This is a genomic window from Streptomyces sp. RP5T (genome assembly GCF_003933965.1).
In the GTDB taxonomy this organism is placed as follows: domain Bacteria; phylum Actinomycetota; class Actinomycetes; order Streptomycetales; family Streptomycetaceae; genus Streptomyces.
In genome coordinates, this window is record NZ_RSAJ01000045.1 from 14,847 (window position 1) to 28,787 (window position 13,941).

Below are 13,941 nucleotides of genomic sequence, written 5' to 3' on the forward strand. Positions count from 1 at the left end.
TTCGCGTCTCAGAAGAAGGTGCGGATGTATTCGACGACCGTGCCGTCGGCCCGCGCCACCGGGATCAACTGCCATTTGTCGAAGGACGTGCACGGGTGGGACAGGCCGAGGCCCAGCCAGTCGCCGACCTCCACAGCGGCGTCCGGGGCGGTGGCCAGCCAGGCGTGCTGGTCGGAGAGGGCGGTCACCTCGATGCCGGTGGCCGGGCGCTCGGTGCCACCCGCGCGGACCACCTGCGGGGAGGGCAGGTCGAGGTCGTGGGCCGCGTCCCGCTTGCCCGCGTTGGCGAAGGCCTGCTCGGGGGAGGGGCGGGAGACGATCTGCGTCCACAGCCGGAACGCCGGCTCCAGGGCGCCCTCCTCCGGGATCCGGTTGAAGGGGGTCACCTTGCGGTAGTGGCCGTCGTCGTGCGAGACGTAGGCGCCGGAGCGGAGCAGCTTCAGGACCGGACGGGAGAGCTCGGGGATCTCGGCGAAGACGTCGGCGACCGCGTCGAACCAGGCGCTGCCGCCCGCGCTGACCACGATCTCGTCGGGTCCCCCCGTGGCGAACCGTCCCGCCTTGTCGAAGTCGGCGGCCAGGGCGACGAGCCGGCGCAGCCAGGCGTGCACGCGCTCCGGGGTCGCCCCCGGGACCTCGCCCTCGTATCCGGCGACCCCGACGAGCCGAAGCGTCCCGGTGGCCGCGACCGCGTCGGCGACGGCCGCGCACTCCGCCTCGGTGCGCACGCCGGTGCGGGCGCCCTCGCCGGCGGCGAGTTCGACGACGACGTCAAGGGGGCGGGGGGCGCCGGTCAGGGCGGCGTCCATCAGCTCCACCCCGCGTACGGAGTCGACGTAGCAGACGAACCGGAAGCCGGGGTCGGCCGCCAGCTCGCCGGCGACCCACTTCAGCGCCGCCGGGTCCACCAGTTCGTTGGCGAGGAAGACCCGCTGGACGCCGAACGCCCGCGCGACCCGCACCTGGTGGGGCACGGCCAGGGTGATGCCCCAGGCGCCGCGCTCGGTCTGACGGTGGAAGAGCTGGGGGGCCATGGTCGTCTTGCCGTGCGGGGCGAAGGCGAGGCCGTGGCGGGCGGCGTACGCCTCCATGAGCGCGAGGTTGTGCTCCAGGCGCTCTGCGGACAGGACGAGCACGGGGGTCGTGAAGCCGCCGGTGAAGAGGTTGCGGCGCTGGGCGGTCAGCTCGGCGACGGTCAGGCCGTCCGCGTCCGGGGGCAGGCCCTTGAAGCGGTGGTCGACGCGGTCCTCCGCGAGGCGGGCGAGCGCTTCGGTACCGGACACGGTGGCCTCCCTGAGGGTGCGTTGCATTATGTGCAACGTGCATTGCGTATATCGCTGACTGCTGTCTAACATCCACGCCAACGCCGGGTCAATGAAGGAGCTACGACCATCGTGAATGCCTCCGACGCCGTGGACGTCGTCGCGCTCGGCGAGTCCATGGTCACGTTCCTGCCCACCCGGCCGGGACGGCTCGCCGACGTGCCGTCCTTCGACCGGGCGATCGGCGGGGCGGAGTCGAACGTGGCCTGCGGACTGGCCGCCGCCGGCTTCACGGTGCGCTGGGTCAGCCGGGTCGGGGCGGACGGGTTCGGGGACCACCTGGTCGAGACGATCGGGGGGTACGGGGTCGATGTCTCGGCCGTCGGCCGCGACGACTCCCGGCCCACGGGGGTGTACTTCCGTACGGCGGGGGACCGGGAGCTCGGACTGCGCCGCGCCCGCGCCGCCACGCTGCTCATGCTGGCGCTGCCCGGGTCGGCGTACATCTACCAGGGCGAGGAGCTCGGCCTCCCGGACGTCGTCGACCTCGCCGACGAGGACCGGCAGGACCCGGCGTACTTCCGCGGCGCCGGCCAGGACGGCTTCCGTGACGGCTGCCGGGTGCCGATCCCGTGGACGCGCGAGGGATCGTCGTACGGCTTCGGCGCGGGCGGCAGCTGGCTGCCCCAGCCCTCGCAGTGGGCGGAGCTGAGCGTGGAGGCGCAGACCGGCGACCCGAACTCCACCCTGGAGCTGTACCGCGCGGCCCTCGCCGTCCGCCGTGCCCAGCCCGGCCTGGGCGCCGGCGACGCGGTCGAGTGGCTGCGGGCACCCGAGGGCGTCCTCGCCTTCCGGCGCGGGGAGTTCGTGTGCGTCGCCAACACCGGCGGTGAGTCGGTGACGACCCCGGCGTACGGCCGTCTCCTGCTCGCCAGCGGCGAGGTCGCCGAGGTCGACGGGGAGGCCAAGGTGCCGGCCGACACGACCGTGTGGTGGACCACGGCCTGAGCCACCGAGGGGAAATCACCGGGCCCCCGAAAGGGTCCGGTGATTTCCTTCTCCGGCGTGTCGATCGGCGGAGTCCGCGTTCGACGCTTGGGTGAAAGGGCGAACAGCGCCCCTTGCCCAAGGAGAGACCATGCGGATCCGCGCCCGTGTGAGCATGAGTGCCGACGGCTATGTGACCACGCCGAACGGCTGGCCCGCGCTCACCGCCGACCCCGCCTTCGTCTCCGGCCGGAGCCACGGCATCCAGGAGTTCCTGGCCGACTGCGAGGCGGCCGTCATGGGCCGTACGACCTTCGAGCCCGCGCTGACCAACAGCCGGTGGCCGTGGCCGGACCTGGACGTGTTCGTCCTCGGTTCGCACTGCCCCGAGGGCACCCCCGACCACGTCACCACCGACAGCGACCCGGCCCGGCTCCTGGAGAGGATCCGCGCCGCCAACCGGGGCGGTGACGTCCACCTCGTCGGCGGTCCGCGGACCATCGCGACCTTCCACGCGCTCGGCGCCCTCGACCGCCTCGAACTGGTCGTCCTGCCGCTGCTGTTCGGCGGCGGCACGCAGCTGACCCCGGCGCTCAGCCCCGACACCGGACTCACCTTCCTGAGCCAACGGGCCCTGCCCGGCGGGTCGGTGGAGATCGTCTACTCCTGCGGGGGCAGCCGGGGTGAGCTGTCGGCAAGGCCGGCCAGCCAAGTGTGAAAGTTCTTTCCGTTACTTTCTCGACTCTTGCTGTAAACATTTCAACAGCGGTACGTTCTCGCCGGCGCCGGGCAAAGAAGCCCGGCCGTCGCGTAAGGAGAACCCCCACGTGATATCGAGAAGGTCCGCAACCGCCGTCACCGCGACCGTGCTTGCCGCCACGGCCGCTCTCCTGAACCCCGGTGCCGCCCAGGCCTCCCCGCCCGGCACCAAGGACGTCACCGCCGTCCTCTTCGAGTGGAACTTCGCCTCCGTCGCCAAGGAGTGCACCAACACCCTCGGCCCCGCCGGATACGGCTACGTGCAGGTCTCCCCGCCCGCCGAGCACATCCAGGGCTCGCAGTGGTGGACGTCCTACCAGCCGGTCAGCTACAAGATCGCGGGCCGGCTCGGCGACCGCACGGCGTTCCAGAACATGGTGAACACCTGCCACGCGGCCGGTGTGAAGGTCGTCGTCGACGCCGTCGTCAACCACATGGCCGCGGGCAGCGGCACCGGCACCGGCGGGTCGTCGTACACGAAGTACAACTACCCCGGCCTGTACTCCTCCTACGACTTCGACGACTGCACCAGCCAGGTCAGCAACTACGCCGACCGCTGGAACGTCCAGCACTGCGAACTGGTCGGCCTGGCCGACCTCGACACCGGTGAGTCCTACGTCCGCAGCGCGATCGCCGGGTACATGAACGACCTGCTCACCCTCGGCGTCGACGGCTTCCGCATCGACGCGGCCAAGCACATCGACGCCGCCGACCTCGCCAACATCAAGTCCCGGCTGAGCAATCCGTCGGTGTACTGGAAGCAGGAGGTCATCTACGGCAGCGGAGAGGCCGTCCAGCCCACCGAGTACACCGGCAACGGGGACGTCCAGGAGTTCCGCTACGCCTACGACCTCAAGCGGGTCTTCAACAACGAGAACCTCGCCTACCTGAAGAACTACGGCGAGGGCTGGGGCTACATGAGCAGTTCGGTGGCCGGCGTGTTCGTCGACAACCACGACACCGAGCGCAACGGCAGCACGCTGAACTACAAGGACGGGGCGAACTACACCCTGGCCAACGTCTTCATGCTCGCCCATCCCTACGGCGCCCCGGACGTCAACTCCGGCTACGAGTGGTCCGACACGGACGCCGGGCCGCCCAACAACGGCTCCGTGAACGCCTGTTGGCAGGACGGCTGGAAGTGCCAGCACGCCTGGCCGGAGATCCTGCGCATGGTCGCCTTCCGCAACGCCGTCCGCGGCACCTCGGTCACCGACTGGTGGGACAACGGCGGTGACGCGATCGCCTTCGGGCGGGGCGCCAAGGGGTACGTCGCCATCAACCACGAGTCGAGCGGCCTGAGCAGGACCTACCAGACCTCGCTGCCCGCCGGGACGTACTGCAACGTTCAGAACAACACGACGGTGACCGTGAACTCCAGTGGCCAGTTCACCGCCACCCTCGGCGCCAACACGGCGCTCGCGATCTACGCGGGCAAGTCCAGCTGCTGAAAGTATTTACCGGCTGTTTCAAGCCTCTTGCTGTAAGCCTTGCGGCGGCGATACGGTCGCGCGGGGTCGGACCCACGTAGAGCCGCAATCGCAAGGAGTCCATCCGTGATACCGAGATGGCCGGTGCCGCCCAGGCGCCGTACCACCCAGGCCGGACGGGTCGCCGCGGTCACCGTGACCGCGCTGGCCGCAGCGCTCGTCCAGCCGTTGTCCGCCCGGGCGGACACCCCGCCGCCACCGCCCTCCGACGCGAAGCTCGCCGCGGAACCGGCCCGGCACGACGACACCCGTGAGCAGTTCTACTTCGTCCTGCCGGACCGTTTCGCCAACGGTGACGCCTCCAACGACCGGGGCGGGCTGACCGGTTCACGGCTGAGCACCGGCTACGACCCCACCGACAAGGGCTTCTACCAGGGCGGTGACCTCAAGGGCCTCACGAAGAGGCTCGACTACATCAAGGGCCTCGGCACCACGTCCATCTGGATGGCCCCGATCTTCAAGAACCGGCCCGTGCAGGGCACGGGGGCCAACGCCTCGGCCGGCTACCACGGTTACTGGATCACCGACTTCACCCAGGTCGACCCGCACTTCGGCACCAACAAGGACCTGGAGACCCTCATCTCCAAGGCCCACGCCAAGGGCATGAAGGTCTTCTTCGACGTCATCACCAACCACACCGCCGACGTCGTCGACTACGAGGAGAAGTCCTACGACTACCTCTCCAAGGGCGCCTTCCCGTACCTGACGAAGGACGGCCGTCCCTTCGACGACGCCGACTACGCGTCCGGCGACCGGAGATTCCCGGCCGTCGACGCCGACTCCTTCCCGCGCACCCCGAAGGTCACCGGCACAAACGCCAAGGTCCCGTCCTGGCTCAACGACCCGACGATGTACCACAACCGCGGCGACTCCACCTACGCCGGCGAGTCCACGACCTACGGCGACTTCTCCGGCCTCGACGACCTGTGGACCGAGCGCCCCGAGGTCGTCAGCGGCATGGAGAGGATCTACCAGCGCTGGGTCAGGGACTTCGACATCGACGGCTTCCGGATCGACACCGTGAAGCACGTGAACATGGAGTTCTGGACCCAGTGGGCCACCGCCCTCGACGCCTACGCGGCCAAGCAGGGCCGCAAGGACTTCTTCATGTTCGGCGAGGTCTACTCCGCCGACACCTCGGTCACCTCGCCGTACGTCACCCAGGGCCGCCTCGACGCCACGCTGGACTTCCCCTTCCAGGAGGCGGCCCGGCAGTACGCCTCCCAGGGCGGCAGCGCGCGGAAGCTCGCCTCCGTCTTCGGCGACGACTACAAGTACACGACCGACAAGGCCAACGCCTACGAACAGGTCACCTTCCTCGGCAACCACGACATGGGCCGCATCGGGTACTTCCTGAACCAGGACAACCCGAAGGCCACCGACGCCGAGCTGCTCGCCAAGGACAGGCTCGCCAACGAGCTGATGTTCCTCAGCCGCGGCAACCCCGTCGTCTACTACGGCGACGAGCAGGGCTTCACCGGCGCGGGCGGCGACAAGGACGCCCGCCAGACGATGTTCGCGTCGAAGACCGCCGACTACCTCGACGACGACGAGATCGGCACCGACCGCACCCACGCGAGCGACGCGTACGACACCAGCGCCCCGCTGTACCGGCAGATCGCCGACCTGGCCGAGCTCCGCAGGGCCAACCCGGCGCTGACCGACGGCGTGCAGGAGGAGCGGTACGCGGCCGACGGGGCCGGTGTCTACGCCTTCTCCCGCACCGACGCGAGGACCGGCCAGGAGTACGTGGTCGCCTTCAACAACGCGGGCGAAGCCAAGTCGGCGACCTTCGCGACCGGTTCGGCGCACATGGCCTACAAGGGCGTTTACGGCGGCGCGTCGAACGTCACCTCCGACGCCGACAAGAAGATCACCGTCACGGTCCCCGCCGGTTCCGCGATCGTCCTCAAGGCGGCCGGCAGGACGGCCGAGCCCGTCACGAAGCCGACGCTCACCCTCAAGGCCCCCGCCACCGGCGCCACCGGCACGGTCGAGCTCACGGCCGACGTGGCCGGCGGCCGGCTCAACCGGGTCGTCTTCGCGGCGCAGGTCGGCACCGGCAAGTGGCGCACCCTCGGCTCCGCCGACCACGCCCCCTACAAGGTCACGCAGACCGTCGGCAAGGACGTACCGGCCGGAACGGCCCTGCGCTACAAGGCGGTTGTCGTCGACTCGGCCGGTCGCACGGCGAGCGCGACCGCCGGGAGCACCACCGGCACCCCGCCCGTCGAGGAGACCCCCACCGCCTCCTCCCGCGACTACGCGGTCGTCCACTACCAGCGCACCGACGGCGACTACGGCAACTGGGGCCTGTACGCGTGGGGCGACCTCGCCGACGGCGAGTCCACCACCTGGCCCGCCGGCCACCCCTTCGCCGGCCGGGACGCCTACGGCGCCTTCGCCTACGTCAAGCTGAAGCCCGGCGCCTCCACCGTGGGTTTCCTCGTCGTCGACAAGGACGGCAACAAGGACGTCTCCACCGACCGCACGATCGACGTCACCCGGACCGGTGAGATCTGGATCGAGCAGGGCAAGGACACCGTACGGACCGAGCGGCCCGAGTACCCGGCGCAGGACAGGACCAAGGCGGTCCTCCACTACCACCGCGCCGACGGGAACTACGACGGCTGGGGCCTGCACGTCTGGACGGGCGCCGCGAACCCCACGGAATGGTCCAAGCCCCTGGATCCGGTGAGGACCGACGCCTATGGCGCGGTCTACGAGGTGCCCCTCAATGACGGTGCCACGAGCCTCAGTTACATCATCCACAAGGGCGACGAGAAGGATCTGCCCACCGACCAGTCCCTTGACCTCACGGCCGACGGCCGCGAGGTGTGGCTCCTGAACGGCCAGGAGAAGCACCTCCTCCCGCAGCCCGCCGGGTCGGCGGCAGCTCTCGACCTGACCACCTCCAAGGCGGTCTGGATCGACCGGAACACCGTCGCCTGGAACGGCTCCGAGGCGGCCGCCTCCACCCAGCTGCTGTACTCCCGCGACGGCTCGATCACCGTGCGGGGCGGCGCGCTGACAAGCGACGACGAGCGCTGGCTGCGGCTGACCAGGACCAGCCTCACCGACGCCCAGAAGGAGAAGTTCCCGCACCTGAAGGCGTACACCGCCTGGACCGTCGATGCCCGTGACCGCGACCGGGTCCGCGAGGCCCTCAACGGCCAGGTCGTCGCCTCCCAGCGGGCCGCGAACGGCGCCGTCCTCGCGGCGACCGGCGTTCAGATCGCCGGCGTCCTCGACGACCTGTACGCGAGCGCGACCAACGCCGACCTCGGGCCGACGTTCGACAGGAGCGGCCGTCCCACGCTGTCCGTGTGGGCGCCGACCGCGCAGAGCGTCGCCCTGGAACTCGGCGGCTCCACGGTGCGGATGAAGCGCGACGCGAGGACCGGCGTCTGGTCCGCCACCGGGCCGAAGTCCTGGAAGGGCAAGGAGTACCGGTACGCCGTGAGGGTCTGGGCGCCCAGCGTCGGGAAGATCGTCACCAACAAGGTCACCGACCCCTACTCGGTCGCCCTCACCGCCGACTCCGAGCGCAGCCTCGTGGTCGACCTCGACGACAGGTCCCTCGCCCCGAGCGGCTGGACGTCGTACACCAAGCCCAGGGCCGTCCCCCTCAAGGACGCCGAGATCCAGGAGCTGCACATCCGGGACTTCTCCGTCGCCGACAGGACGGCGGACCACCCCGGTACGTATCTCGCGTTCACCGACAAGGACAGCGACGGCTCCGAGCACCTGAAGGAGCTGGCGAAGTCGGGCACCTCGTACGTGCACCTGCTGCCGGCGTTCGACATCGCGACCATCCCCGAGAAGAAGGCCGACCAGAAGGCCACCGACTGCGATCTCGCCTCCTACCCGGCCGACTCCGACAAGCAGCAGGAGTGCGTCGCCGGAACCGCTGCCAAGGATGCCTACAACTGGGGCTACGACCCGTACCACTACACCGTCCCCGAGGGCTCCTACGCCACCGACCCCGACGGCACCGGCCGTACGGTCGAGTTCCGCAAGATGGTCAAGTCCCTCAACGACGACGGCCTCAGGGTCGTCATGGACGTCGTCTACAACCACACCGCGGCGAGCGGACAGGCCGCCACGAGCGTGCTCGACCGGATCGTCCCCGGCTACTACCAGCGCCTCCTCGCCGACGGATCGGTCGCCAACAGCACCTGCTGCGCCAACACGGCCACCGAGAACGCCATGATGGGCAAGCTGGTCGTCGACTCCGTCGTCACCTGGGCCAGGGAGTACAAGGTCGACGGCTTCCGCTTCGACCTCATGGGCCACCACCCCAAGGCCAACATCCTGGCCGTCCGCAAGGCCCTCGACGCGCTGACCCTCAAGAAGGACGGCGTCGACGGCAAGAAGATCATCCTGTACGGCGAGGGCTGGAACTTCGGCGAGGTCGCCGACGACGCCCGCTTCGCGCAGGCCACGCAGAAGAACATGGCCGGCACCGGCATCGCGACCTTCTCCGACCGCGCCCGTGACGCCGTACGCGGCGGCGGCCCCTTCGACGAGGACCCCGGTGTCCAGGGCTTCGCGTCCGGTCTGTACACCGACCCCAACTCCTCGAAGAACAACGGCACTCCGGAGCAGCAGAAGGCCCGTCTCCTGCACTACCAGGACCTCATCAAGGTGGGTCTGTCCGGCAACCTCGCGCAGTACCGCTTCACCGACACCGACGGCAAGGAGGTCACCGGCGCCCAGGTCGACTACAACGGACAGCCCGCCGGATACGCCCAGGCACCCGGCGACGCCCTCGCCTACGCCGACGCGCACGACAACGAGTCCCTGTTCGACGCGCTGACCTACAAGCTGCCCGCCGGCACCGGTGCCGCCGACCGGGCCAGGATGCAGGTCCTCGCCATGGCCACGGCCGCCCTCTCCCAGGGCCCGGCGCTCTCCCAGGCGGGCACCGACCTGCTGCGCTCCAAGTCCCTGGACCGCAACTCCTTCGACAGCGGCGACTGGTTCAACGCGATCCACTGGAACTGCCAGGACGGCAACGGCTTCGGCCGCGGCCTGCCCATGGCGGCCGACAACGCCTCCAAGTGGCCGTACGCCAAACCGCTGCTGGGCTCGGTCGAGGTCGGCTGCGCGCAGATCGAGGGGGCCTCGGCCGCCTACCGGGACCTGCTGCGGATCCGTACGACGGAGAAGGCGTTCTCGCTCGGCACGGCGGACCAGGTGCAGTCCCGGCTGTCCTTCCCGCTGTCCGGCAAGCAGGAGACGCCCGGTGTGATCACGATGGAACTCGACGACCTGGTCGTCGTGTTCAACGCGACACCGAAGGCGCGGACCCAGCAGGTCACCGACCTGGCCGGAAGCACCTACCGGCTGCACCCGGTGCAGGCGGCGGGGGCGGACTCCACCGTCAGGGACGCGTCCTACGAGAAGGCATCCGGCACCTTCGCGGTTCCGGCACGGACCGTGGCTGTTTTCATCCGCCATCCCTAGCCGAACGCATTACGGTGGTGGAGCAGGCCCCGAACCCCGGTCTGCTCCACCGGTGTTGCCCGAGGGGTGACGGATGGACGCACAAGGCAAGCTGACCGGCACGACCGTGCTGGTCGTGGACGACGTGGAGGCCAGCCGGTACGCCGTGGGCACCGTGCTGAGCAGAGCGGGGCACCGGGTCGTACCGGTCGCCACCGGTGGCGAGGCCCTCGCCGAACTCGAAACCCGGCTGCTCAAGGGCACCCTGCCGGACGTGGCGCTCATCGACGTGGGACTGCCCGACATGAGCGGCTTCGACCTGTGCCGGCGCTTCAAGGAGCGCCCGCACACGGCCGGGATGCCCGTCGTGCACTTCTCGGCCGCGGCCTCGCCCCCGGCCGACTTCTGCCAGGGCCTGGACGCGGGCGTCGAGGCCTATCTCAAGGTCCCCGCCGAACCCCTGGAGATCGAGGCGGTGGTCCGGGCCGCCGTACGCAACGCGCAACTGCGGGCCGGCGACCGGGCACTCGTACGACGGCTCACCCTGCTCTCCGAGACGATCGTCACCATCCAGTCCGCCCGCACCCTGCAGGAACTGTCCGACGCGGCCGCCGAAGGAGTCTCGCGGCTCACCGGCACCCCGGCCGCGGTGTTCGTCCTCGACCAGGACGACCAGCTCTACCGCGGCCTGTCCCGGGACCGCATCCCCGTGGCGCTGCCGGACGAGGGCGCCGACCGGGCCGTGGCCGGCCTGCTGCGCCGGCACACCCGGGGGCAGGCCGGAGCGCAGCTCACCACCGTGCCGGCGCCGCTGTGGCCCGCCGGGTACTTCCGGCCGGGCGTCGAGCACGACGCCCGGCTCGCGCTCGTCGTCACCCAGGACGGCCGCGCCCCGGTGTGCCTGGCCGCGCCCGCGCGCGGGATGCGCAGGGTGGGCGTGGAGGGCGAGGCCCTGCTGGCCCAGCTCGCGCAGGCCACCGCGCTGGCCGCAGAGCCGCTGCTCATGTACAAGGTCGAGCGGCATGTCGCCCTCACCCTCCAGCACAGCTTCCTGCCCCAGCCGCACCGGCTGCCCGAGCTGCCAGGCCTCGACGTCGTGGTCCGTTACGTCCCCGCCTCCCGGCAGACCGAGATCGGCGGTGACTTCTACGCGGCGCTGCGCGTGGACGAGGGCGTGCTGACCGCGGTCGGCGACGTCGTCGGGCACTCCCTGGACGCGGCGACCGTCATGGTCGAACTGCGGCACGCGCTGCGCGCCTACGCCGTCGACGAGAGCGACCCGGCCGTGCTCGCCGAGCGCCTCGACCGGACCCTGCGGCGCTACCACCCCGACACCACGGCCACCGTCTGCCTGGCCCTGATCGAGCCGGACACCGGGCGCACCCGGATCGCCAACGCCGGGCACATCCCGCCGCTGATCGTCCGCGACACCGGCACCGCCCACTACGCCAAGGCGTCCGGCCCGCTGCTCGGCGTCGGCCTGCCCCATCCGCCGGCCACCGAGCTGTTCCTCGAACCCACCGACCGGCTCCTCATGGTCACCGACGGGCTCGTCGAGACCCGGGGCACCGACCTCACGGCCTCCCTGGAACAGCTGCGCGCGGCCTCCTCGGGCGCCCTGCCCGGACTGGACGCGCTGTGCGACACCCTGCTGGACACCTTCGGCCACGACCGGGAGGACGACATCGCCATGCTGGCGCTGCGGCTAGGGTGACCCGTGTCGCCGTAGAACAGGAGTGCCCATGCCGCAGATCACCGTCGAACGCTCCCCGTATCTCGACCATGTCGACTGGGAGGAGTTCGCCCTGGCGCTGCACCCGGTCGTCGTCGAGACGGCGGCCGCGAAGCCGGAGGCGTGCAAGACGCGGGTGCTGCGCACCGAGGACGAGGCGGTCGGCGGCGCGAAGGAGAACCACGCGATCGTGAACGTCACGATCGCCCTGCTCGCCGGGCGCACCGAGGAGACCAAGGCGAAGCTCACCGAGGCCGTCGTGGACCTGCTGCGCAAGCACGTCGGCCCCGCGGACGGCCTCACCGTCCACCTCTCCGCCGAGGTACGCGACCTCGACTCCTCCTACACCAAGGCCGTGCTCTAGGAGGCCAGGGTGATCAGGCGGGCCGCCAGGTCGGTGAACGGGCCGTCGTGCGGCTCGTCCTTGAGCATGTGGCGCAGCAGCGCGGTCATCTCCTCGTCGAAGGCCGCGCCGACCGCGGCCAGCGCGGCGAAGTCGTGCACGAGCTGGATCTCCAGCTCGGCACGCGGGATACGGCGGCCGTCCAGCCAGATCAGGGCCGTCGACTCGACGAGCGAGATCCAGGAGCGGATGAGCAGTTCGAGGCGCGCGGGCGGGTCCGTCACCCGCAGGTGCGACAGGATCTGCTCGTAGGCGGCCTGCCGTACGGAGTCGATGAGCGCGTTCGTCGCCGAGGAGCCGACCGCCGGGCCGCCGCGCATCAACGCCGAGAAACCCGGCCCGTGTTCGTCCACGAAGTCGAAGAACCGGCGCATCACCCGCAGCAGCCGGCCGCCCAGCGAGCCCTGCTGCGGCTCCTCGAAGCGGCTCGCGAGATCCTCCGCCGCCCGCTTCAACGCGGCCTCGTACAGGCTGAGTTTGCCGGGGAAGTAGTGGTAGACCAGCGGTCGCGAGATACCGGCCGCCGCGGCTATCTCGTCGATGGACACCTCGTCGGGCGAGCGGCGGGCGAACAGTTCGAGGGCGACGCCGATCAACTGCTGACGCCGTTCCTCGACTCCCATTCTTCGACGGACCCCGGTTGTCATACGAACACCTTACCGATCGAATCCGGCCCGGAACGGTCCGGTCCGACCGGCGGTGTTCACCTGCCGGACCGGCCGGCTACCGGAGCCCCCCGACCGTCCGCCCGTCCGCCAGGGTTCCCTTCAGCTCGGCCTGGGCCCCCTGCCGCGTCCTGACCGCCAGCAGGTTGCCCTGGGCGGAACCCGTAACCCCTCCGGTGGCACTGATCGACGAGGTGCCCCGGCTCCCCGCCGCCAGCAGGTACCAGGAGCCGGCCTGCGACTTCCACAGCACCCCGGCCAGCACCTGCGGATCCTTCGCCCCGCACGCCGGTACGTTCTCCGCCTTCGCCGCGACCGCCCCGTACGTCGAGCCCGGCGTGTGGAACTGGGCCAGCACCCGCTCCCCGCCGCCCTGCCAGGTCTCGGCCCGGGTGCACACCCAGTCCGCCGTCCCGTTCGTGTCGGGCAGCGGCTGCGAGGCGTAGGTCCAGGCGTTCACGCCGCGCACGCCCGAGGAGCGCATCGCACCGAGCGAGCACGCGTACGGCGCCCAGGCGCGCAGCGCCCCCGCTCCGGACGCGTCCTTCACGGACCCGGGACGGCCGGTGGTCAGGCGGGCCGGGACCAGCTCGCCGAGGTCGGTCAGCAGCCGGGTGCCGGAGGCGTCCGTCAGCTGGAGCACGTTCCAGGAGGTGCAGGCACCGCTCTGCGCGGGGCCCGCCATGGGTGAGGTGGCACCGCCGGTCAGCGTGAGGTCCATGGCGCCGGAGCCCGGCTTCAGCAGGTCGCGCTCGGCGGCCCCGGTCACCCAGGGGGCCGTCAGATAGCGGATGTTGCCGTCGGCGCGGCCCAGCACGACCGCGCTCGACGCGGCCCGGTCAGCGCCGTCGACCCGGGCGAAGTCCAGGGCGGCGCCCTCGGTGCCGTCCCGCGGCTCGGCGTAGCGGACGATGCGCAGACCGTCGTAGAGGAGCACCACGCGCGCGTTGTCGACGGCCCCGGCGTACAGGAGCTGCGGCGGGCCCGCGGGGCCGCCCGAGGGGGTGCCGGGGGTCGCGGAGACCTGGACGCTCTCGCCGGGGCGGGCCCAGACGGCGAGGGCGCGGCGCAGCAGGGCACTGTCGCCGGTGAGGTCGCCGCGGGCGGGCCACACGGAGAAGTCGGTGCGCGCCGAGGACTCCCACGCGGCGGCCGGCACCTTCAGCAGCAGGGCCGGGTTCAGGGCGGCCTGGGC

Annotated in this window: 8 protein-coding genes and 1 pseudogene; 6 read left to right on the forward strand and 3 right to left on the reverse strand. The window is 70.9% G+C overall.

Annotated elements, in window-relative coordinates; translation table 11 throughout:
- Window positions 1–8 precede the first annotated feature (8 nt).
- The gene (locus EHS43_RS07680; RefSeq protein ID WP_260470433.1) at window positions 9–1,283 is read right to left on the reverse strand and encodes an amino acid deaminase; all 1,275 of its coding nucleotides are present in this window, start codon (window positions 1,281–1,283) and stop codon (window positions 9–11) included.
- Between the two features lie 129 nt (window positions 1,284–1,412).
- Between EHS43_RS07680 and EHS43_RS07685 the strand changes: the two genes are divergently transcribed.
- The 6 genes from EHS43_RS07685 (at window position 1,413) to EHS43_RS07710 (ending at window position 12,042) form a co-directional block, all read left to right on the forward strand.
- Entirely contained in the window at window positions 1,413–2,270 is an 858-nt protein-coding gene (locus EHS43_RS07685) for a PfkB family carbohydrate kinase (protein WP_260470434.1), read from the forward strand.
- Between the two features lie 130 nt (window positions 2,271–2,400).
- Window positions 2,401–2,967 (forward strand): dihydrofolate reductase family protein, encoded by a 567-nt coding sequence (locus EHS43_RS07690; RefSeq protein WP_125189776.1) that lies wholly within the window; start codon window positions 2,401–2,403, stop codon window positions 2,965–2,967.
- Window positions 2,968–3,076: 109 nt separating this feature from the next.
- Window positions 3,077–4,459: an alpha-amylase family protein gene (locus EHS43_RS07695; RefSeq protein ID WP_125189777.1), complete on the forward strand. Its 1,383-nt coding sequence runs from the start codon at window positions 3,077–3,079 to the stop codon at window positions 4,457–4,459.
- 105 nt (window positions 4,460–4,564) lie between these two features.
- Complete coding sequence (gene pulA / locus EHS43_RS07700; protein WP_125189778.1) at window positions 4,565–9,967, forward strand: pullulanase-type alpha-1,6-glucosidase; 5,403 nt, start codon at window positions 4,565–4,567, stop codon at window positions 9,965–9,967.
- 73 nt (window positions 9,968–10,040) lie between these two features.
- Window positions 10,041–11,660: a fused response regulator/phosphatase gene (locus EHS43_RS07705; RefSeq protein ID WP_125189779.1), complete on the forward strand. Its 1,620-nt coding sequence runs from the start codon at window positions 10,041–10,043 to the stop codon at window positions 11,658–11,660.
- A 28-nt stretch (window positions 11,661–11,688) separates the two neighbouring features.
- Window positions 11,689–12,042 carry a 5-carboxymethyl-2-hydroxymuconate Delta-isomerase gene (locus EHS43_RS07710; protein WP_125189780.1) on the forward strand — a complete coding sequence of 118 codons (354 nt, stop codon included), beginning with the start codon at window positions 11,689–11,691 and terminating at the stop codon, window positions 12,040–12,042.
- Here EHS43_RS07710 and EHS43_RS07715 read toward each other — a convergent pair.
- Complete coding sequence (locus tag EHS43_RS07715) at window positions 12,039–12,728, reverse strand: TetR/AcrR family transcriptional regulator (protein WP_125189781.1); 690 nt, start codon at window positions 12,726–12,728, stop codon at window positions 12,039–12,041. The two genes, EHS43_RS07710 and EHS43_RS07715, sit on opposite strands and share 4 nt — an antisense overlap.
- Window positions 12,729–12,804: 76 nt before the next feature.
- Window positions 12,805–13,941, reverse strand: a pseudogene (locus tag EHS43_RS07720) (hypothetical protein); the annotation flags it as partial.

Excerpts from the sequence above, each read along its gene's own strand:
- EHS43_RS07690 (WP_125189776.1), top strand. The coding sequence starts at position 2,401 with ATGCGGATCCGCGCCCGTGTGAGCATGAGTGCCGACGGCTATGTGACC.
- EHS43_RS07705 (WP_125189779.1), top strand. The coding sequence starts at position 10,041 with ATGGACGCACAAGGCAAGCTGACCGGCACGACCGTGCTGGTCGTGGAC.
- EHS43_RS07710 (WP_125189780.1), top strand. The coding sequence starts at position 11,689 with ATGCCGCAGATCACCGTCGAACGCTCCCCGTATCTCGACCATGTCGAC.
- EHS43_RS07715 (WP_125189781.1), bottom strand. The coding sequence starts at position 12,728 with ATGACAACCGGGGTCCGTCGAAGAATGGGAGTCGAGGAACGGCGTCAG.